This is a genomic window from bacterium (genome assembly GCA_021372535.1).
Classification (GTDB): Bacteria; Latescibacterota; Latescibacteria; order Latescibacterales; family Latescibacteraceae; genus JAFGMP01.
The window spans coordinates 13,724-34,487 of sequence record JAJFUH010000075.1 but is presented as its reverse complement, the minus strand read 5'-3'; the positions used below and the strand labels follow the sequence as shown (position 1 = coordinate 34,487).

Sequence of the window (20,764 nt, the reverse complement as noted above, 5' to 3'; positions counted from 1 at the left end):
TATTTTATTAGATATATATTATATTAGTAATATAAATATATGCACATGCACAAATAAATTTTAAAGGTTTTTTAATCAATCCTGCATGAAAACCCCTTTATCAATTATTGTACATTCATGAGTAACAATAGTACGATAAATTTGTAAAGGATATTATATATACCATATTTTCCGGGCTAAAAAAAGTGACCCAGGAGAGCGATATTGGCGAAATTTATTTTTGTAATTTGAAACGGACGCTGTTATCCGCTATTGTTTTGGAAGTAAACCGTTTTTCTCTTCAATGACATGATAACCGGTGCATATGTCCTCTTATATGCTTCCGTGATAATAAAATAATAAAAACAGTTTATAAAAAAAGTCAGGATTTGTATATGTCTATAGATTTTATTGAGGATGTTAAAAGGTCAATCGAGTCGAGTATCCCTACCTCCGCCGGGATAGTAGGAAAAGTTACTAAAATCATTTACGATGATTCGGCGAGTATCAGCGATCTTGTAAAAGTAATCGAGCACGATCCTCCTCTGACAGCGAAAATTCTTAAAGTTGCAAATTCCGCTTATTATGGTTCCTCAACCACAATCACTTCTCTTTCGCGAGCTGTGGTAGTTCTTGGTTTCAATACAATAAAGGAAATTATTGTCTCAGTTTCGGTTCTTCATTATTTCTTCGATAACGAAGGCTCATCGGTAGTGGACCTTCCGGGTTTGTGGCTGCATTCGGAAGGAACGGCCAGGGCTTCACAGATAATTTCCCAGCTTACGATAAAAGAACGTCCCGAAGTCGCCTATACAATCGGTTTGCTTCATGATATTGGTAAAATTGTTCTTGCTCTGATTTTCCCCGTGCAGTATGCGAAAGTTGTCGAATTAGCCGCTGAAAACAGATGCCGGATCATACTTGCCGAACGAAGGATATTGAATACCGACCATACCATGATCGGTGAGGTACTCTGCGATCTCTGGGGATTGCCCGAGGAAATCAGCTCAGCAATATCGCTTCACCATGATCCCGGATCGATGACCGAGATGGGTAATAAAATGCCCCACATCATCAATCTGGCGGATTACATGTGCCGCAAGATTCAGATAGGCAATCCCTGTGATTCGCTCGTTCCCGATCCTTCCCCGGCAGCGCTGGCTATTCTTGGATTATCTCAGGAAAAAGTAAAATCGAATCTTGATATAATCGAACAGAAACTGGGTGCATATAAGAAAGAAATTCAGGATTTTTTCACGGAAATTGATTAACCTGGGTTTATTCACAAAATTTAATAAAACAGGAATTCTCGCGGATTGGGCGGATTTACACGGGTGTGAATTTTTTTAATATATTCAAGAGTGTCCGGGTAAAATTGTAATAATCAAGCAGGGACAGGCCGTGACCTGTCCCTGCCGGGTATCATTTTTGAATTTTCCGGGTTAGATTTCTGACCGGACACCCATTTGCAGCTTAAACTGTCATTTTGTCAGCATCATGCGTCCCGCAGCAACATTTCCCCCGCTGACGAGCTGCGGAATATAGACTCCGGAAGAAACCATATTCCCGCCATCATCTCTTCCATCCCACACAACGCTGTGTTTCCCCGCCTGTAACTGAGCATCCAGAAGTGTCCGGACTTTTCTGCCGAGCACATCGTATACGGTAAGAGTCGTCGATCCCATTTCAGACAGGCTGAACGAAATGGTTGTCGATGGATTGAACGGATTCGGATAGTTGCCGGTGACAGCGAAGCCGGCAGGAACCAACTCGGCAACTGCCGATGGCTTTCTGAAGGTCATTGGATCGAAATCCATGACGTAAATGGCATAACGATCACCTACCCTGACACCGTCTTCAAATCCGGGGTAGCTTGCGGAGAATACAATTTTCCTGCCATCCGGAGACCATGAGCCTTCGGTAGTTACACACTGCGCATCCGGGAAAAGTGGATACGACACACCGGTGACCATATTAGAAACGCAGAGTCCGGTTTTTGTTTCAGAGCCGGAAGTAAAATCTCCCGTATGGAGAATCCACTGACCATCCGGAGAAACATCGGAAACACGGGCGTTCCTGCCATCGTTGTTCGGACCGTAGAAGGTGAGCTGTTTCGGGACACCGCCCTCGCAGGGAATACTGAATATCTGCCAGAGGCCGTTTGCGTCCTTCATGCTGCAGATGACCATGGAATCATCCGGACTGAAGCAGGGGCAGGTTGCCATCTGAGCTATCTGCCACTCGTTCCCGTTGGACATGTCCCTGACATACATTCCCGTTATTATCGGCTCCCAAACGTCCAGGTTCCAGCCTTTCGGCGTGATAAACATATTGGGATCCCTTTTCACAAATACGAACCAACGTCCGTCATGGCTCCAACGCCCCTGTATGGCGTCCTTGGAGATGATACGCTCCACTCCGGTGTCGATGTTCCGGGAGACAAGAGTGGTGGAGCGAGTGAGCAATTCGCCTGCCTGCACGGTGGTACCGTCCGGCATGGTGACGGTGTAAGAATTGTCCCCCTGTTGTTCGTCAACGAAGAGCTTGCGGACACCGACTACTTCTTTACCGTCAGGGGTGAGACCGCATGTCCGCCAGATGCCCGCGGATCCCCCGATAATTTTTTTGTCAGGCGAATTCCAGTCGCGGATGAAACTCATATACCAATCACTTGCAAGACGAGGCTCACCGCCCTCTACCGGAATCATCCATGCGGCGAAAAGGAAATCATCGAATATAATCCATTTCCCATCGGGAGTAAAAAAAGGATTCCGGTTATAGGTATGAAGAAACTGAAGCAGGGTCATTGTTTTGTTAATAGGATCGTCTTCGAGATCATAGACATCATTGGGCTGGCTGAATATATCCTTCGCCCACTGAGGGCAATCGGGCAAGTCAATCATCTTGAATATGTTTTTTGATCTCAGCTCTTCACTTGTAGGACCGGAAATGACTACCCTTTTTGCCCACGGGAAATCGTCCTGGGCGGGCGCGGGCGCTGCTATCATGAAAATTACGGCCAGCAGGGCGAACGCAAGCAGTACAGCTTTCACGTTCCGGGACTGTGATACGGTCCCATTCGGTGTGTGAGTTGTGTGTTTCATGGCCCATTCCTCCTTATGGAATGAGGTGAAATGTATCTGAAGATGAGAAGGAATTCATTATGGAGACAGTGCCTTAGTGCCTCAGAGCCCTATCTATTTAACCAGTGTCATCCGACCAGTCTCAACCTTTCCTTCCATCTTCAGCCGAGAAATGTAAATGCCGGATGACACCGGTATTCCGTTTTGATCACGCCCGTCCCACACAACCGAATGTATCCCTGAGGAAAGTTCCTGTGAAACGAGCTCCCGGATTTTCTGGCCGGTAATCGAATAGATGACCAGTTCCGTGAAGCCATCCCCCGGAAGTGAGAACCGTATCGTGGTGGAAGGATTGAACGGGTTCGGGAAATTCCCGATGAGTTTGAATTCAACCGGCTCCGAAGATGCTGCAGTATCCGGTTGGGCTGATTTCCACAGTCCGAAATCGCTTATGTAAATTGTAGATTTCTTGATATTCTTGCCGTTGATGAACGCTCCGCCATAGAGCGTGTAGCAGAATTGACGGCCGCTTGGTGACCAGTCACCCATCTCCGCGGTCTCCGATTTGTTGATGACCAGATCGTACGCCATCTGGTTTTTGAGGTTATACGCCCTCAGCAGAGCGTACGATCCGTACTCGATGACGCACCCTGAACAGAGCACCCATTCGCCGTCAGGCGAGCATTTCGGGTTCCACCAGAGTCCCTCGCCGGTGAGCTGCTCCGGCTGGCCGCCCTCGATCGGGGCGCGGAAGAGCTGATCTGTAGCGTCCCAGCTCCAGTCAACGTATATGATGAATTCACCATCGGGCGTAATCGTGGGAGATTTCCCGGTGCCGGATATCCTTTTTGATTCACCGGAGGTCAAATCGAGTACGGAGATGCCATAGTAGTCGCCATCCACATATACAAAGTACCTGCTGTCAGGGCTCCAGCATCCTTCGCTTGCATCCTTCACAATCTCCCTGCGCTCGCCGGTGCGAATGTTGACACTCTCGATGACCGGCATGAGAGACAGTCCTTCAGCGGCGGTTTTTTTCTCAAAACCGTTTATTTTCGGGATGTATTTCACGAAGGTTATTTCGCCGCCATCGGGAGTGAAGCAGAGGATGTGCGTCTTTCCCCTCGGCGACACGCTCCCGTCGTATAGAGACTCTCCCGTATTGTCAAGCGCGAGAGACGGTCTGCCGCCCTGCACGGGAATCGCCCAGATGCCTTGACCCCCTCTCCCGGTGAAAGCGATGAGTTTTCCCGTAGGAGACCACACCGGATTTTCCTGACCGTTCTCAAGACTCTCCAGCAGAGTTGAGGGAAGCCCGTCCGGAACCGCTATTTCGAGGGGGCCGGATTGTGCAGTCACATACTCGCGATGGTCCGTTCCTTCGAATCGGATATCAACTTGAGAGGGAGAAAGAACCGGAGACGCCACCGGTTCTGATTCCGGCTGTGATGCGTCGGTCTGGCGTGCTGAAGAGGTCTTCTCCGAAGTATCTTCCAGTGTTTCCGCTGCGGCAGGCTCCGATTCATGTAAAACAGCCGCCTGGAAATTGCTCATGGAAAGCCCGTCACCGGATGCGTGTTCCATTACTGCATCGGTAACGGTGGGTTCAGACGATTGGGAACCGGCTGAATCATCGTGTGCGGTATTCGGCTGTCCGGAAACCAGCGGAACACCTTCACCCCGGTCGTGTGTTTTCTGTAGAGGAGGAATCGCATGATATGCGAGAGATTCTGCCTGTTCGGGTTGCAGCGACTTGCTTACCTGCTCTTTTACAGCTGAAACCGCCGCGAGAGTGACCTCCGCTGCCTTGCGCGAGACTGTTTCGGGGATAGTCCGTATCTGAGCAAAGCTTTTTCCGCGAATACCCACGAGCCCGGCAAGAAAGACCACCGAAAGACAGAGCGAATAAACAGTCACGAGCATATATGAGCTCACTTTGAGAGATATCGCCCGGGAAGCATTGAGAATCCGCTCTATTCTGCGGCGCAGCGGGGAAGCAGAGACAATACCCACCCCTGTGACGAGTTCATGGACTCTGGGATTGCAGGCATCTGCAATGGCAATGAGATTCCGGGCATATGCCTTGTGATTACCGGTGGCGCTCATCACCACATCGTCACAGGCATAATCGCTCGTCTCCTCGATCAGCCGGGATAATATCCACATAAGCGGCTGGTAAGGGATAAGGGCGACTCCGATATGCCGGAAGAGGTTCCAGAGGTTGTCGCGGCGGCGATAGTGTGCGAGTTCATGGAGGAAAACCGCCCGGCTTTCGAGCAACGCTTCCTGCCTCCCGAGAGGGAGAAAGATGCAAGGCTTTACGATTCCGACAAGAAACGGACTCCACACCGAAGGGCTTTGAAGAATAAGGGGAGGACTGATGCCGATCTCCCGTGCCGCTCTGGCGCAGGCTGTACGGAATGATTCCTTTGCGGTGACAGCTGAACGACGTATGAGTATGATGTACAGATGATGCAGAATAAGTCTGACTATAAGAAAGAGAGATACCGTGATCCAGAGAATGGCAAACGAAAGGTAGACGAGTGCCCGTCCGTTAAGCGGGAGAAATCGCCGCGCCTGCACGTGAATTGTTTTATGGCTCGTAGCGGAGAATCCCGGTTCATTCGTCATGGAATCCATGCGGTCTGATGTCAGGAGAGGCGCTTTGACACCAGGAGGCGCAGGATAGTGATACCGGTCGGGAGAGCCGCCGGGTAAAGACTGAGGGGCGGAATAGGAATGAACGTCGTCACTATCGTTCCGAATCTTTGGCAACAGAGCAGCAGGGGAAGACATCTGCACGGAGGTGATGAGTGGTATATGAATAACGAATCCCCGGATACCCGTTTCCCGAATAATGATCCACATGAGCGGGCATAGGAAAACCGCTGTGAGAAATGCCCGAAGCACCAGAGAACGGACAGCCGCCCCCTGTTTCCTCAGCACATGCGCAGCCGCAATGCCAACCGTGATCACTACACCGGACTGGAGGAAAAGATTCGCCCCCGCGGTGGCTGCATAATTGGAGAGGATTAACAACCAAGCCTGCAGTTGTGTTCCGTTCACCGCTTATTGCTCCTTTTTTCCGAAAGCTCGGAGAGTTCTTTAAGCTCCCCGGGGGTTACATAACGGTTTTTGAGCAGATAAGAAACCATGCCCTGCGGGGAACCCGCGAAAAGGCGGTCGAGAAAGTCCTGGAACATCTGCTGTACCACTCTTTCGTTGCGAACAAGCGGGAAGTATTCGAACGTGGCATCGTTTTCATCATGATCGATTACTTTCCGGCGTTCGAGTCTTCTGAGCAGAGTCTGCACTGTCGAGTGGGCGATCGGTTCCAGCGCGGCAAGGGCATCGGTTATTTCCCGCGCGGTCGCCCGTTTTCTCTGCCAGAGCACCTGCATGATGCGCAGTTGTAGACGTGTGAATTTTTCATTTACCATAACATACCTCGACATATGAAGAAATGGACAGGAAAGGTTTATTTACAACTGTAAATTTACACTTGTCTATAGTTTTGTCAAGCTTTTTTTTATAATAGTTATTCATGTTTTCCGGCTCGGCCTTTTAAACGGGTCCTCACTACTGAGATAGTGCTTCGGCGAATAAATAATGAAATTACTGTCTGGAATTGATGCCGAAACAAATCCGGCATGACAAAATCAGATGTCAGTGTTTATCCACCGGTGCAAAAAACATTAATAAATTCTCCATATTCGTTCATGTCCGGAATCCGCTGATCAGTGTTTTTTGTTTACATTTGGAATGAGTTTTCATAGATTCATCTATCACCTGTACAATACCGCATATACGTAATTAATTATGGAGGGTCGATGCATAGTCACGATTATGCAAAATCCGATATCAACCGTCTTATCAAAGCGCTGAAACATGAAGAGCCCGATCGTGTGCCGCACCTTGAATTATGGGTTACGAGCAAGCCGGTCTATGAATATGTTCTGGGTCGGAGGCTGGAATACGATGTCGAGGACGCGCGCGTGGGGGGAATCTCGGTTGCCCCCGAGGATTATGTCGAGTTTGCCGCCCGTCTCGGAATGGATGCGGTGCTCTGCAATTTTTCCTGGCGTCCGAACAACGTGTTCTGCCAGGCTTCCGATGGTACCGAACATTACATCGGCGGCACGGTGAAGAGCCCTGCGGATTTGGGAAACCTCGAACCGCCGGTTCCCATGAAAAAACAATTCGACTATCTCGAACGTTACATCAGGGCCGCCGAAGGAACAGGAATCGGTGTTGTGGCGAATTTCACCTCGTTTTTCGACAGCACAATGCTTGCAGTGGGTGTCAACGATGCTTTTCTCCTGTTTTATGACGACCGGCCGTTTCTCGAAAAGCTCATGGATATTCTCCTCGAACACCAGGAAATGGTGATGCGGGAGGTTTGTGTACGGTACGGCGATGCAGTGGCGTTTTTCATGGTTAATGACGACATCGGCCATAATGATGGCCTCATGATCAATCCCGATATGTTCGATGAGATTTTCCCGCACCGCATGAAACGACTTATCGCTCCCGCAAAGGAGCTTGGAAAGCTCCTTCTCATGCACACCGACGGGAAGATGGATAAAATTCTGCCGATTCTCTATGATGTGGGATTTAATATGGTTCATCCCATCGAACCGGAATCGAACGATATTTTCGAAGTGAAAAAACGCTGGGCCGGGAAAATGGCCTTTATCGGTAATATTCCCACCGTTCTCCTTGCGTACGGTACGAAGGAGGAGATCGGGGAACGCGTGAGGGAATACTGTATCAACCTTGCTCCGGGAGGGGGATGGGTGCTCGGTTCCTCCACAAGCATCATGGATGGTATTCCGCCCGGGAATTTTGTTGCCATGGTCGAAGCCGCTCATCGTTATGGCCGTTATAGCTCGCTCGGGAGAGATGCTTGATAGATATATGGACCGATAATTGAATGTAATGCCGGTAGCGGGCGGATAAAAAGCGGCATTGAGATTTTATTCACTGTATTTAATCAATCCGGGGGTGCGTTATGGCAATACTATATGGTCTTGTTTTTATTTCCATTGCCGGGTTTCTGCAGGGTTCGTTCTATCTTCCCATGACCTTTACGAGAAAATGGGAGTGGGAACATACCTGGTCCATATTTGCGCTTTCCGGGATGATTGTTTTCAGCTGGATATTCATAATCCTCACGGTGCCCGGCATTTTTTCCATATACCGTACGGTGTCGCCTCACGACATGCTCGTCTTTATCGTCTTCGGCGGATTATGGGGAATCGGGGGTGTGCTGAACGGTCTTGCGATGGACAGGCTCGGTATGGCCCTGGCATACCCCATCGTGCTGGGTACCGTTTCGAGTCTCGGGGCGCTCATTCCGCTTGTCGTGTTTTTCCCGTCCGCCCTGTTTGAGGTGCGCGGCCTTGTACTCATAGCGGGAACGATGGTCACCATTGTCGGGATTGTCCTCTGTTCGAGGGCGTTTGCACGCAAACAGCCCGCATCTGAACCATCAGCTTCCGGCTCCGGTTCATTGACCGCCAAACTGGCGCTGGCGATTGCCGCGGGAGTCATGTCGTCCCTCCTGAATGTCGGATTCGCATACAGCGCCGGGCTGATCGAAGCCGCTAAAAGCGCCGGAGTATCCGATGCATTCGCGACCAATACCGCCTGGGCGCTTATTCTGACCAGCGGGGGTTCTGTCAACGTTCTGTATTGTCTGTATCTCATGGTGAAACGGCATACTATGAGGCAGTTTTTCGGTCCCGAAACAGTCCGTAACCTGGGTCTCGGAGCGCTCATGGGACTGCTCTGGTGCGCCGGCCTGTATATGTACGGATTCGGCGCGTCGACACTCGGAAGCTTCGGAGTCGTCGTTGGCTGGGTGCTGTTCATGTCCTCGGTGATTATCATTGGCAATCTCTGGGGAATCTGGAGAGGTGAATGGAAGGATGCCCCGCAGTCTGCACGGTCACTGCTTAACCGTGGGCTTGTGGTGCTTATCGCAGCGATTATCATCGTTGCGGTGAGTAATACGCTGTAAAAGAAGAAAAGAGGGGCAATTCTTCAAAAAGCCCCAAAAAAGAATATATTAGCGTTAGAAGGAGTTCGGAATCATGGAAAGAACGGCTTCGTGTCTTGCCAAGCTGGACAGGATGAATAAAACGCTCCGCCACATCGAGCCCGACCGTGTGCCGGTGAGCGACTTTTTCTGGGGGAGTTTCATCGAGCGCTGGAAAAAGGACCTTGGTCTTCCGGCTGACGCTGACATCTATCGTTACTATGACCTCGACTGGATTGTGACGGTGCCCAATATGGATCCCCACATAAAGCAGTTCGAGGTTCTCCGCGAAAATGATGAGGAAATTGTTGTCCGGACCGGTTTCGAGGCGGTGATACAGAAGAAGTATGACCATCCCATGCCGGCGTACCTCGAATTCGGTACCGATACCGTTGAGAAGATGACGGCATTCCGCTTCGATGATCCTCATGACGAGCGGCGGTATTTCAACGGCGGCGATAACCAGATAGCCGGCGTCGGCGACGGGTTTTTCAGAAACAGCCCGCCCTGGATCGATTCGGTGCGGTCGCTCTATCCGGATTTCCCCGTATATGGAAGCGTATGCGAGGGCTATGAGACTCTCTGGCGGATTATCGGCTCGGAAAACGCCCTGCTCTGGATAGGGCTCTATCCAGATGAGCTGGGAGCGTTTGTCGGGCGTATCAACGATTTTTCGGTCGAAATGGCGAAAGCCCAGATTGAGGCGGCGGGCGGCATGCTGGACGGCATGGTTATCTGGGGCGATGTGGCATACCGTAAGGATATGTTTTTCTCACCCGAATACTGGCGAACTTATTTCAAACCCGGGGTAAAGGCCATTATCGATGTCTGTCATGCGCATAACCTGCCGGTTATCTATCACGGCTGCGGGAATGTCAGCCGTATTTTCGGGGATTTCATCGAACTCGGCGTCGATGCCTACAATCCCCTCGAGGCCAAGGCGGGTCTCGATGTGATCGATCTGCGGCGCAGATACGGGCACAGCATTGCCTTCTGCGGCAACATGGATGTGCTCGACTGGGCGCAGGCAGAACTCGATGACCTGAAAAAGATCGTGCTGAGGAAACTCAATGCCGCAAAGGGCGGGGGATTCATTTTCCAGTCGGATCATTCCGTTCCCGGGAACATTTCGGGACAGAGGTATGATTACGTGGTCAAGCTCGTCCGGGAGTATGGGAGATATCCCCTCGATCTCGGCGAGTATGATATTGAAGATATGCGGTAAACTTCCCAGTGTATCTGTTTGTCAGTATTATTGATCATTGATGATAGATGCTGAAACAGGTTCAGCATGACGACTGGACCGAATCCACCTCACCCTGAACCCGTTTCAGGGTCTATACCGTAAAAATAAGTCACCGTTTCACAATGATGTTCTGTCGTCCGAACGCTCGTCTGTGATCATTTCCCCACTGTGGTAAACGCCGCTCATGGCTCGCTCCCGCCATTCCCGTGAAGCATCGTAATACGAGTACCGTGTATCGACGATGGATATGAGCAGGCTCTCTCTGTTACGTTTGAGCCTGCCGGTGATAACGCCGTCGGGACGGACGAAAAAGCTCGGCCAGCAGCTCTCCGGCGTTGTCGTGTTATTGGCGCTTATCCACATGTTGTTTTCCGCCGCATACGTCTGCATGGTCGGTTCGGTAATGACTCCCCAGATGTTTTCATCGGGGTTCTTCGGATTTTTGAATTTCCGTTTCCCGTTATAGTACGAATGAAACATGAGCTGAACGCCCCGTTTCGCATGTTCACGGTATAATTCGGGATAACGCATGTCATGGCATATCTGCAGCCCGCATATGATCCCTTTTATGGTGAGTACGGAAAAATGCGAGCCGGAGCTGTAATGTTTGAGGTCACCGGATGTTCCCTCTTTGTTACCCGTGCAAAACATCTTGTCATAGCGGTCAACAATTTTCCCATTGTCATCGATAACATAGAGGCTGTTATGAGGTTTATGATTTTCGGTGAGACGGTGATTCGAGCCGAGAATTACCCACAGGTGTAATTCACCCGCGTGGTTCATGATTGTTTCGGTGCAGCGCCGGAGGGTGTCCCAGTCATATGTGTCGAATGTCTCGAAATCGACTCCGGCATATCCGCCGAGGCATGTTTCGGAAAAATGTGCCACATCGGCGCCCTCGGCTTTTGCAGTGTCCATGAGCCGCAAAACCGTCCTGCAGTTGTTTTCGATATTGCCGGTAACCGTGAACTGGCAGGTGGCAACGGACAGTAGAGCCGCTGTCTGCCCCGTACTGCTTTTATTGAGATATTCGGGATTGGGCGGTTTCGACCGGTTGACCATCGCCGAACATCCCTGTTCGAGTATACCTGTAAAACCGCCTGCCGCCGCTGCCTTTACAAAGGTTCTTCTTTTCATCATTATTCCTGACCCGGATTATTCGAGAAAATATTTCACCACAAAGGCACAAAGGCACGAAGAGATATAATAGATTATTAATACTATCTTTAATGACAATTAAATGTTGACATCAAAAAGATATATAAAAACAAATCCGCGTATATCCGTATAATCCGTGTTCTATTGAATCTTGCGAATAGATTCAATTAACGGAATATTTACGCATATAAATCATTCTCCCGGTATCGCAGAATCAGGTTATCACCAGAAGAGCCGTTTGCCGGTTTCCCTGAGCATCGCATGGATATTGCACCCGAGTTTGTACCGCCGAATCCCGGCAAGGTTTTTGACCGGTGTGACCTCACCGTTCCTGATAAAGTAGACGTCGATTTTTTCGGGATCGCACTCGGCAAGTCCCCGTTCTTTCATGACACGGGTGAACCAGAGCTCCTGCGGATTCTGCCCCATGATGTACGAGCCGATCACATCGGTTTCGAAGGTGGAAAGGCCTGCTATAACGATGTTGCACAGCTCGTCCTTTCCGATACTGAACCCGTCGCCGTCACGGCCTATGACGCCCTCGACGATGTTGATCGTGGGTTTTATGGCCGATGCGGAATCGAGCGCACGCTGGGTCCACAGTTCGTCCCGCATGAGGTAGGGATGCTCTTTCATGAATTCCCGGACGGCTTCACGGTTTTCCCGGATTTTATCGAAGGCAGGCCGTCCTCCTTCGGCTTCGTATTTTTTGTAGGCGCCCTCGTAATCCCAGTATTTGAATCCGGCCTCGCGGTGTTTCAGAAAAGCCGCCTCGACACTTTCTCTCCAGTCTTTCGTAAAGTGCCTGGGATTAATCATGTAGACATTTTTAATGAGGAAATCGAGCTCCGCCCACTCATTGCAGTAATGGCCGTAACCGGTCGGAACCGATCCCTGGAGATTCTTTACCGAGAGTGTGGTGCCCGTGAGGTAGTGGTTCTTGAGTTTTGGCATGTTGATGAACATGTTGTCCGGATCCCCGAGCGGTCTGTAGGTCGGTATGGTGTTCCAGACTACCGGTTTGGGAACTTTATGCCAGTTGAGTTCGTTTTTGTTGTAATGGCTGAAGCGCTCGTATGTTGGCATCATCACGTTGATATTGTGCGCGTCCATGACGTTGTAAATACCGGTCATGCGGTGGTTACGGATGTTCGTTCCTCCGCGGTCTCCGAGCATGACATTGGTGTTGCCGATTTCACGGAGTCCCTCGACAAATCCTGCCGCAAAGTCAGAAGAGGTGATGACTCCGGTCACCGGGCTGTATGAATTATCGGGAATCCATGTATAGTTCATTTTGATAAATGTCGATCCGCCTTTTGTGGAACCTTTTACAAAAATATCGGGCACGATTTTTTTCCCAGTTTCATAAATCTGGTCGCGTGAGTCGGTGAAAAATCCCTGCGGATCGGGAGAACCGCTCACATGGGTCTCGATGAGAAAAACGGCGCGCGGATTATTGAGGATTTCAGGCCGTATCTGTGGCATGACATTACGCTCTTTTCCCGATTCGAGCATCCATACGCCTTCCTCGATGTCGATTCCGCCGCCGGTAGCCACCGCTCCAGCCTCGGTCGGTATCATCAGGCTGGCGAGTTCGCTTCCGGCGCAGACCAGTCCGGCAGTCGAGGCTGTTTTTTTCAAAAAATCCCTTCTATCCATTTGATACCTCCTCATATTTGCTTCAGATGACAGTAATATCACGCTCTGGAATATGATATAAGTACGGGAATCAACCTTTTTGAGAAGAACTTGAAAAGTATTTTACTGAAAAGTAAAAAAAATACCCGGTATAAGACAGTTTTTTTTATTGGTGATATAAAAAACGTTTTTAAAAATGGGGATCGTCAAATCAGTAAAAATAACGTGGCTATCTCCCAAAACCACGATGAATTGTATTGTAATACATTGATTATAATAGAAGATAGACCATCAAGACCTGTGAATTTATAAACACGTTGAAAAACCCCATGGTCACAACCGGTTTTCGGAAAAAGAATGGGTGCTGTCCGAGCGGGCCGAAGGCTCGTGAGTTCACACATTCCCGAAAAACGGGCAGTGAACGGGGAAAAAGGCTTTTCACGGGGTGCCCTTTCCCTGGTTACTTCCTTTGGGCACGTAAAGGAAGTAACATATAAAAAAGTGTTCTGAAAAAAGGGGATGGCCGGATCATTAAAATAACCACTTGATTTATCGGATATTCCATGGTAACATTATTGAGGATTTCTCCGGTGTTTTGGGTGATAATGGATTGCAGAATAATCATATGCTGTTCAATCTTTATCGAATGATACTGTCCTTATAAAGGTGTAATCAATGAAAAACTGTATGTTGTATTATGTAATCATTGTTGTGTTTGTAAGTGCGATTTCTTTCGTATCATGTTCAAAAGAGAAATCTTCGGACGCCCCCGGAGCAGGCAAGAAAAACGTACCTCCGTCGAAAATCGTATTCGAGTCCCTAAGAAGCGGAACATTCGATATATGGATTATCGACTCCGATGGCTCGAATCCTGTAAAACTGACCGACGGCAAGGGATGGAACCGTTATCCTTCGTTGTCTCCCGATGGCACGATGGTCGCTTTCGCAAGCAACCGTAGCAGCAAAAACGCATTTGGTCTGTTCATTGTCAATGCCGACGGAACAGGTATACGGAGAGTTCACGAAAAAGCCATCGGTATCGGCCGTTCGAACTGGTCGCCTGATGGAACCAGAATTGTGTATGAAACTGTTGTCTGCTGCCGGAGCAAAACGAGCGATATATTTGTTATCAGTCTTGACGGCTCCGATCCGGTTAATCTGACCAATACCCCCGATCTCAATTCCGCGCCGTCATGGTCTCCGGATGGAACCAGGATTGCCTATGTCACCACAATCGAGGAGAACACGGATATATATGTCATGAATGCCGATGGTTCTAACCAGACAAAAATCACCGACAGCACTGCTCAGGACGATTGCCCTTCCTGGTCGCGTGACGGTGCAAGAATTGCTTTCATGTCCAACCGGGACGGTAATTATGATATTTATGTCATGAAAAGCGATGGTTCAGATATTGTGAACCTCACAAACAGTACCGAGATGAACATCAATCCGGTATGGTCGCCGGACGGATCACAGATCGCATTTGTCAGCCTCCGTGACGGCAACCGTGAGGTATATGTCATGAATGCCGATGGATCCGACCAGCATGCGGTGACCGATAATAAAATGCTGGATGATTGTCCTTCATGGGCGCGGGCGTACAAGTAACATTTGGCTTTACAACCTGTATCATGATGATGTCCCGACAGACCTCGCATAATCATCGAAAATAATCAATCCGGGTTTCATTTTTCTGTGTTCAATATCTGTGTCACCGTATAGCCCCTGCGGAAACGATTATCTGCGTTATACAGATGATACACCTTTTTCGTGTAATCGAACGATTCAATCTCGTAAGTCAGAAACACAAGTTCCCGCGGCGCGAGCAGGGCAAGCGAGACCGGAATATCGGTGTATCGGAGTATATTAAGAAAAATCGGGCCGCTCCTGTGGCTGAGCGGCGGGGAATGCAGAATTACCCGTTCGATACGGTCATCGAGCAGAGCGGCATATGCACCGAGCAGGCCCTGCATTCCTCTTCCGGTAATAGTGAGGTGCCCGTCGAACGAGGGCAGCGACGCCACATAATCGACAGCACAGAGTACATCATAGAGCCTCATCTCATCCACCGTCCGTCCCAGAAGCATTGCACACCGCTCGAATCTTCTTCTCTCTATGCCATTCCAGATTGTAGTGCCGATTCCTCTCGGATAAACAATGTGACGTGTGGTCGAGTCGGACAGAAACGGATAGCTTCTCAGGAAGTTTGAGGCGCTGTTCTCGGTATCCCCCGGAGAGGCAATATAGAGCACAGCAGGTTTCTTACCTCCTTCCGGGGATGGAGACCAGGAAATCATTCCCACCTCGATACCCGGTTCCGTTTCGAGAATACATGCATTGCCGATGCCCGTTTTTTTGACAACTCCTTTCCACGGCCGGGGCATGTTTCTGAACACAACGGTATTCAGTTTGTCGAGAATTTCCGACCGTTTAATCTTCCATAGTTCAAGATTTTCACAGACAACAGGTTTCGCGGCTGGTATGAATGTTTCCTGTATCCCGGCATTTATGGCATCCGGGGGTACTGCTTCTCCAAAAACCGACAGCTCGGCATCCGTTATCGGATCGAACGGTTTTTCCTCGATTTTTGTGGTTTTTCCCATGAGCCAGTAGTTGCTCCATTCTACCGCTTTTTCACGCTGAGCCTGAAAATAACCGTGCTCGCCCGGCACTTCGAACATACCGGTTTTATCCGGTTCTCCTGAGAATGAATACAGGGTTTGGGCCTGTTCCAGTACACGCTTATATCCTTCGGGAGGGTAATAGATGTCATCGGTCGAGTTATGCATGAGGAGAGGACGCGGCGATATGAGCGCGGCGAGAGTACACCAGTCGTGACGGTATGTGTTGATGAAATAGGCGCAATCGCAGTGCCTCTGCTGGAGGTCGAGTTCTATATGGGCGAGAACATCCGCAGTACCGGCAACCGGCTGGACAACGGCAATGCGGTCGTCCGCCGTTCCTGTCATCCAGCTCAGGTGACCGCCTCCCGAGACGCCATTGATGGTCAGTCTGCTCCCGTCGACATCGGGGCGGGTCAGAAGATAATCGACAGCCCGCATGGCGTTCCATACCTCGATACCCGCCGGTGTATAACCGCGGGCATACCAGTCGTAAAATTCCCACGAATGTGTTCCGCGGTGTATGCCGAACACCTCGGCAACCTGTATCGGGTCGATGATCATGCAGATATACCCCGCGCGAACCCAGGGGATGGCATAATTCTGGCGTAGCGCTTTTGCGCCATCGGGATGTGCCGAATGTCCAGGTCCCCAGATTACTCCGGGGAAAGGTGCTTTCCCCTTTTTGGGGCGATAGATATTCGCCGTAACATAAAAACCGGGAAGACTCTGGTAATGGAGTACTTCGACAGTGTATTCGGGACGGTCCACGGTTCGCACTATCGTAACATGGAGCGGCGTGCGTTCCGGAAGGGGCTCCAGACCGATCATGAAACGAAATTCACGAAGCAGGGTATCACGCTCTTTTTCGAGTTTTTCAGGGGTATTGATACGTTCCCAGGCTTCATTGCGGAGTTTTTCCGCTTCGGCGACGAGGTAACGGTTCATCCGGTCGGGATCGACCGAAATGGTTTCGACATTCAGATTCTGGCTGACCACCGGATTCGCCAGGAAGATGAGAAGAATAAAAAACCATAGTCCACGTGTTTCCGTGTTTCGATTCGTCAAATACATATCAGCCTCCCATGCAGGAATTGCAATTTTCTCTGGAAAGATCAGGTAGAATGAAGCAGGACTGAATAATTCACTTTCCAATCTGCATATTATACACAATGAGTATATATAATAAAGATTTGTTGCAAAAATGATGATTTTTAAAAAAATAATCAGTGCTGTAAAGGTTTTCTATGCAATAAGAAGGCTTTTGCCTCATATGTGTGATACAGGACACCGCACACCTGTCATGTATTGTTGTATGTTTATTACAGGAATGGCTCAATGAAACCACTCATAGGAGGTAAAGAGATGCGTTTGATAACTTTATTTTTGATAGGTACTCTATCACTTGCTTTTGTTTTAGGCTGCGGAGACGACAATGACAAATCCACATCTCCGGGTGAGACTACCGGTACGCTGAAACTGCTTTTAACCGATTCTCCGGGGATTTTTCAGGAGGTCAACATCACCTTTTCAGAAATCTCCGCAAATTACGAGAATGAATGGATCACTGTCAGCACCACTCCGCAGACATTTGACCTGCTGAAACTGAGCAGCGGTATTACCGCCCTTCTGGGCGAAAAGAAGCTGGAAGCGGGTCATTACAGCCAGATCAGGCTGATAATCACCGGCGCCGAGGTTATTATCAGCGATAATTCGTACCCCCTTGCCGTTCCGAGCGGCGCGAGCAGCGGCCTGAAGCTCGGTCCGGCGTTTGACATCGAACCGGGTATCGATACCGAACTTGTTGTGGATTTTGATGTTGCACGGTCAATTCATGAAAAGGGCAAAAAACAGGAATATACGCTGAATCCAAGGCTGCGGCTTATTCCCAAGGCTCAGTCGGGAGCGATAAAGGGGCGGGTGACAAATTACCAGGCTTCTCCAGTCGCTTATGCCATTGCGGGCAGTGATACTGTCAACTCCGCGTTCGTGAGCGAAACTAACGGTGATTTTTTGCTGAGTTTTATGCCCGCCGGTTCATTTACCGTGGCGGTAGCCGATACACTCGGTAATGGTTTTTCGACACCCGATGTTGCGGTTACCATCGGTAAAACGACTGAACTTGGTGAAATAACTCTCAAATAAGTCTGCTTCAGATTATCACATCAGAATGAGAAACTCCACCGGTTTTCTACTGGTGGAGTTTTTTTCTTGCCTGATTCCAGGAACATGCTTATATTTTCAATACAGGGAATTAGCAATTGGGAAAACGGTGAAAATCCGTTACGGACCCGCCGCTGTAACCGGGAACGAAAGCCGAAGTATGCCACTGTCTTAAATGATGGGAAGGCTCGGCGAGTAGAACGATCCGGAAGTCAGAAGACCGGCCCTGTTTATGAGATGCTGCCTGCCCACGGGTATTGGGGAGCATGAAAATACGTGGTGAAAAACGGCACCCGGTTTACAGAAATGTAAACCGGGTTTTTTGTTTTTCGGGGATATGTCGAATACATGACAAAATTTGTAAGTATCATAATCTGCATGACGGTGTACCTTCCTTTTATTTCGGAAAATCCGTGTGCGCAGGCTCAAAACTCTCTCCATGCGGTTACAGGAACAGTACGCCGTCCGGATAATACTCCTGTCCCTGTGGCCGTTGTGAAACTTTCGCCGGGGGTGTATGCCGATACGACCGATGCGGCCGGACGGTTCGAAATCCGCCCGGTGCCGCGGGGCGAATATGTGCTCTCGGTTTCGGCGCCGTATTCCGGATTCGATGATGTTGTAAAAACCGTAACCGTTCCCGGTGATGCATCGGAACCGTTAAACATCATGATGACCGGAAAGGCATACCGGCTCGATGAAATCGTCGTCCTGGGCACACAGAAAGCCGTTCCCGCAGAGCCGGAAAAAGCCTCGTCATTTGTCACTGTTGTCGAACGGTCCGAATTCGAGAACAAGGCGACGACGGTTGCCGATGTCATACGGGCGACTCCGAGCGCAAGCATCAGCAGTATGGGCGGACTCGGCGATTACAGTGAAGTATCCCTCAGGGGCTCGTATTCGAATCAGGTACAGGTCTATATCGACGGCATGCTCCTCAATGAGGCTGTCGGGGGAGCGGTTAATCTGGGAACGCTTCCGCTGACCAATGTCGAAAGCGTGGAGGTCTGGAGAAGCGGAGCGCCCGTCCAGTTCGGCGGCGATGCTGTCGGCGGCGTGATCAATATCAAAACACGGTCTGCTCATACGGCGCAGAAAACATTTTCCGCGGGATACGGCTCTTTCAACACATTCACCGCCGATACTGTCTTCAGTATTCCGCATGAACGGTCACGGTTTCTCGTCACTCTCGATTATGCATCTTCCGATAACGATTTTAAATACATGAGCGATAACGGCACCATGTACAACAGTGAGGACGACTACAGAGCCCGGCGGTTCAACGATCAGTTCCGCTCATCGAACCTGCTTGCAAAGTACAGCCATATTCTATGTGACGGTGTAATCTTTGAATTCTCGGATCATGTCCTCTCGAATCATAAAAACCTTCCCGGTAACGACAACATCAGGTATTCGTATGCATCCCTCGAAACGACAAAGAACCTTTTTCAGGCAAATCTGACCGTCAAACCGCTTTTCCGGGATTACCTGCAGGTAAAACCAAGTTTTCATCATATTTACAATTATGAACATTACAGCGATGAAAACGGCAGCGTCGGGTGGGGATACCAGGATAATGTCTACAAGACAAATACGTACAGTTTTATACTCCCGTTTACCGTTCATCTGTCCGATATTGCCGCGTTCAATCTTACTCCGACAGCGAAACACGAATCCTACAGGCCGGAAAACAGGCTTCAGCAGACCCTGCCGCTGTCCTGCGACCGTGAGCAGTACGCCCTTGTGAGCGATATTATGGTCAGAATACCCGGCGAACGCCTCGTATTTACCGCCAGTCTCAGGCGGGACCGGTATTTCAGCTCGTATGAAGGTCAGCCGTCCCCACAGAACAGGATAACGCCGAAGTCGAAATTCAATCATGTGACCAATTCTCATACCGGTATCAATTTCAGGGTATGGCGCGGATTGTCCGTAAAGGCAAATTATGGCGATATATCGCGAGTCCCGGGATTTTATGAACTGTTCGGCGACAGGGGAACGACCCTTTCGAATCCGAATCTCAAGCCTGAACATATTCTTCGCCGGGATGCCGGCGGCGTATTCAGATTCGGTAAGGCCGGATCGTCGTTTTCAGGAAGTATCGAATGCGCGTATTTCGAGAATGATTTCACGAATCTGATCCAGTGGTATACCACGGACGCCGGGTTTGTCACTCCCGAAAATGTCGGTGGTTCGTACGTAAAAGGAACCGAAATCGTCTGGAGCGGCAGCTTGATTAACCGTTTCACCTGTTCCGGGAACTGGACGTTTCAGGAATCGAGGGTCACAAAGGAAACACGAGCCTACTACCGTGACAAGCAGCTGCCCGACCGTCCGGGGAATTATGGCGGTTTCAGGGTGGAATGCCTGTTCGGACGGTTTGTTCCGTTCTGGTCCATCGACCGAAAGAGCAGTTACTACCTTGACAGGGCGAACCAGCCTCATAAACGGTATCCCGGCAGAACCCTCCACGATGCAGGGCTGTCGATACCGTTCAAAAACGGGCGGTATACCTGCACCGTTATCGTAAAAAACCTTACCGGTGTGTACACATTCGATACACAGGGCATGCCTAAACCCGGACGTTCGTATATGGCGACCTTTGTCGTGACATTGTAAGAGGGCGAAAAAAAATATCTTTTTCGCGCGCCCGATACTGAAATGTATTGTTTTATTGCTGCCAAGGTCATGTAAATCGGCACTTTGTGCCGGCCCTTGACAGCATGTATCCACGTACATGGTGTTTTTCTCAACGCCTGAAAAGGAGGGAAGAGTAAAGGAAATCGGATTGGTCAGGTTTTACATCGTGAAATAACGATGGTTCTTGTTCCAT

At 49.6% G+C, this 20,764-nt stretch carries 13 protein-coding genes and 1 riboswitch; of the genes, 7 read left to right on the top strand and 6 right to left on the bottom strand.

Annotated elements, in window-relative coordinates; all coding sequences use genetic code 11:
- Window positions 1-374 precede the first annotated feature (374 nt).
- Entirely contained in the window at window positions 375-1,250 is an 876-nt protein-coding gene (locus LLG96_07695; GenBank protein ID MCE5250089.1) for an HDOD domain-containing protein, read from the top strand.
- Between the two features lie 210 nt (window positions 1,251-1,460).
- Here the strand turns inward: LLG96_07695 and LLG96_07690 are convergent, their stop codons facing one another.
- The 3 genes from LLG96_07690 to LLG96_07680 all read right to left on the bottom strand — a co-directional run bounded on the left by LLG96_07690 (window position 1,461) and on the right by LLG96_07680 (window position 6,502).
- The gene (locus LLG96_07690) at window positions 1,461-3,083 is read right to left on the bottom strand and encodes a T9SS type A sorting domain-containing protein (GenBank protein MCE5250088.1); all 1,623 of its coding nucleotides are present in this window, start codon (window positions 3,081-3,083) and stop codon (window positions 1,461-1,463) included.
- Window positions 3,084-3,176: 93 nt separating this feature from the next.
- Entirely contained in the window at window positions 3,177-6,128 is a 2,952-nt protein-coding gene (locus LLG96_07685; GenBank protein ID MCE5250087.1) for a T9SS type A sorting domain-containing protein, read from the bottom strand.
- Complete coding sequence (locus LLG96_07680) at window positions 6,125-6,502, bottom strand: BlaI/MecI/CopY family transcriptional regulator (GenBank protein MCE5250086.1); 378 nt, start codon at window positions 6,500-6,502, stop codon at window positions 6,125-6,127. The genes LLG96_07685 and LLG96_07680 overlap by 4 nt, the downstream gene beginning before the upstream one ends.
- A gap of 390 nt (window positions 6,503-6,892) precedes the next feature.
- Between LLG96_07680 and LLG96_07675 the strand changes: the two genes are divergently transcribed.
- From LLG96_07675 to LLG96_07665, 3 genes are all read left to right on the top strand, one after another.
- The gene (locus LLG96_07675; protein MCE5250085.1) at window positions 6,893-7,972 is read left to right on the top strand and encodes a hypothetical protein; all 1,080 of its coding nucleotides are present in this window, start codon (window positions 6,893-6,895) and stop codon (window positions 7,970-7,972) included.
- Between the two features lie 101 nt (window positions 7,973-8,073).
- Window positions 8,074-9,084, top strand: coding sequence for a hypothetical protein (locus LLG96_07670; protein MCE5250084.1), 1,011 nt, complete (start codon window positions 8,074-8,076; stop codon window positions 9,082-9,084).
- Between the two features lie 73 nt (window positions 9,085-9,157).
- Complete coding sequence (locus LLG96_07665; protein MCE5250083.1) at window positions 9,158-10,327, top strand: uroporphyrinogen decarboxylase family protein; 1,170 nt, start codon at window positions 9,158-9,160, stop codon at window positions 10,325-10,327.
- A gap of 138 nt (window positions 10,328-10,465) precedes the next feature.
- Here the strand turns inward: LLG96_07665 and LLG96_07660 are convergent, their stop codons facing one another.
- Complete coding sequence (locus tag LLG96_07660) at window positions 10,466-11,485, bottom strand: carbon-nitrogen hydrolase family protein (protein ID MCE5250082.1); 1,020 nt, start codon at window positions 11,483-11,485, stop codon at window positions 10,466-10,468.
- Window positions 11,486-11,728: 243 nt separating this feature from the next.
- On the bottom strand, window positions 11,729-13,165 hold the full coding sequence (locus tag LLG96_07655) for a DUF362 domain-containing protein (protein ID MCE5250081.1): 1,437 nt from the start codon (window positions 13,163-13,165) through the stop codon (window positions 11,729-11,731).
- Between the two features lie 654 nt (window positions 13,166-13,819).
- On the opposite strand from LLG96_07655, the gene LLG96_07650 reads away from it, so the two are divergent.
- Window positions 13,820-14,755 carry a DUF5050 domain-containing protein gene (locus LLG96_07650; protein MCE5250080.1) on the top strand — a complete coding sequence of 312 codons (936 nt, stop codon included), beginning with the start codon at window positions 13,820-13,822 and terminating at the stop codon, window positions 14,753-14,755.
- 77 nt (window positions 14,756-14,832) lie between these two features.
- Here LLG96_07650 and LLG96_07645 read toward each other — a convergent pair whose 3' ends face one another.
- Window positions 14,833-16,842 (bottom strand): prolyl oligopeptidase family serine peptidase, encoded by a 2,010-nt coding sequence (locus tag LLG96_07645; GenBank protein MCE5250079.1) that lies wholly within the window; start codon window positions 16,840-16,842, stop codon window positions 14,833-14,835.
- 291 nt (window positions 16,843-17,133) lie between these two features.
- Between LLG96_07645 and LLG96_07640 the strand changes: the two genes are divergently transcribed.
- Both LLG96_07640 and LLG96_07635 read left to right on the top strand, forming a co-directional pair.
- On the top strand, window positions 17,134-17,913 hold the full coding sequence (locus tag LLG96_07640) for a DUF4382 domain-containing protein (protein ID MCE5250078.1): 780 nt from the start codon (window positions 17,134-17,136) through the stop codon (window positions 17,911-17,913).
- Between the two features lie 87 nt (window positions 17,914-18,000).
- A riboswitch (cobalamin riboswitch) is annotated at window positions 18,001-18,175 on the top strand.
- Between the two features lie 104 nt (window positions 18,176-18,279).
- The gene (locus LLG96_07635; protein ID MCE5250077.1) at window positions 18,280-20,550 is read left to right on the top strand and encodes a TonB-dependent receptor; all 2,271 of its coding nucleotides are present in this window, start codon (window positions 18,280-18,282) and stop codon (window positions 20,548-20,550) included.
- The last annotated feature ends 214 nt before the right edge of the window (window positions 20,551-20,764 follow it).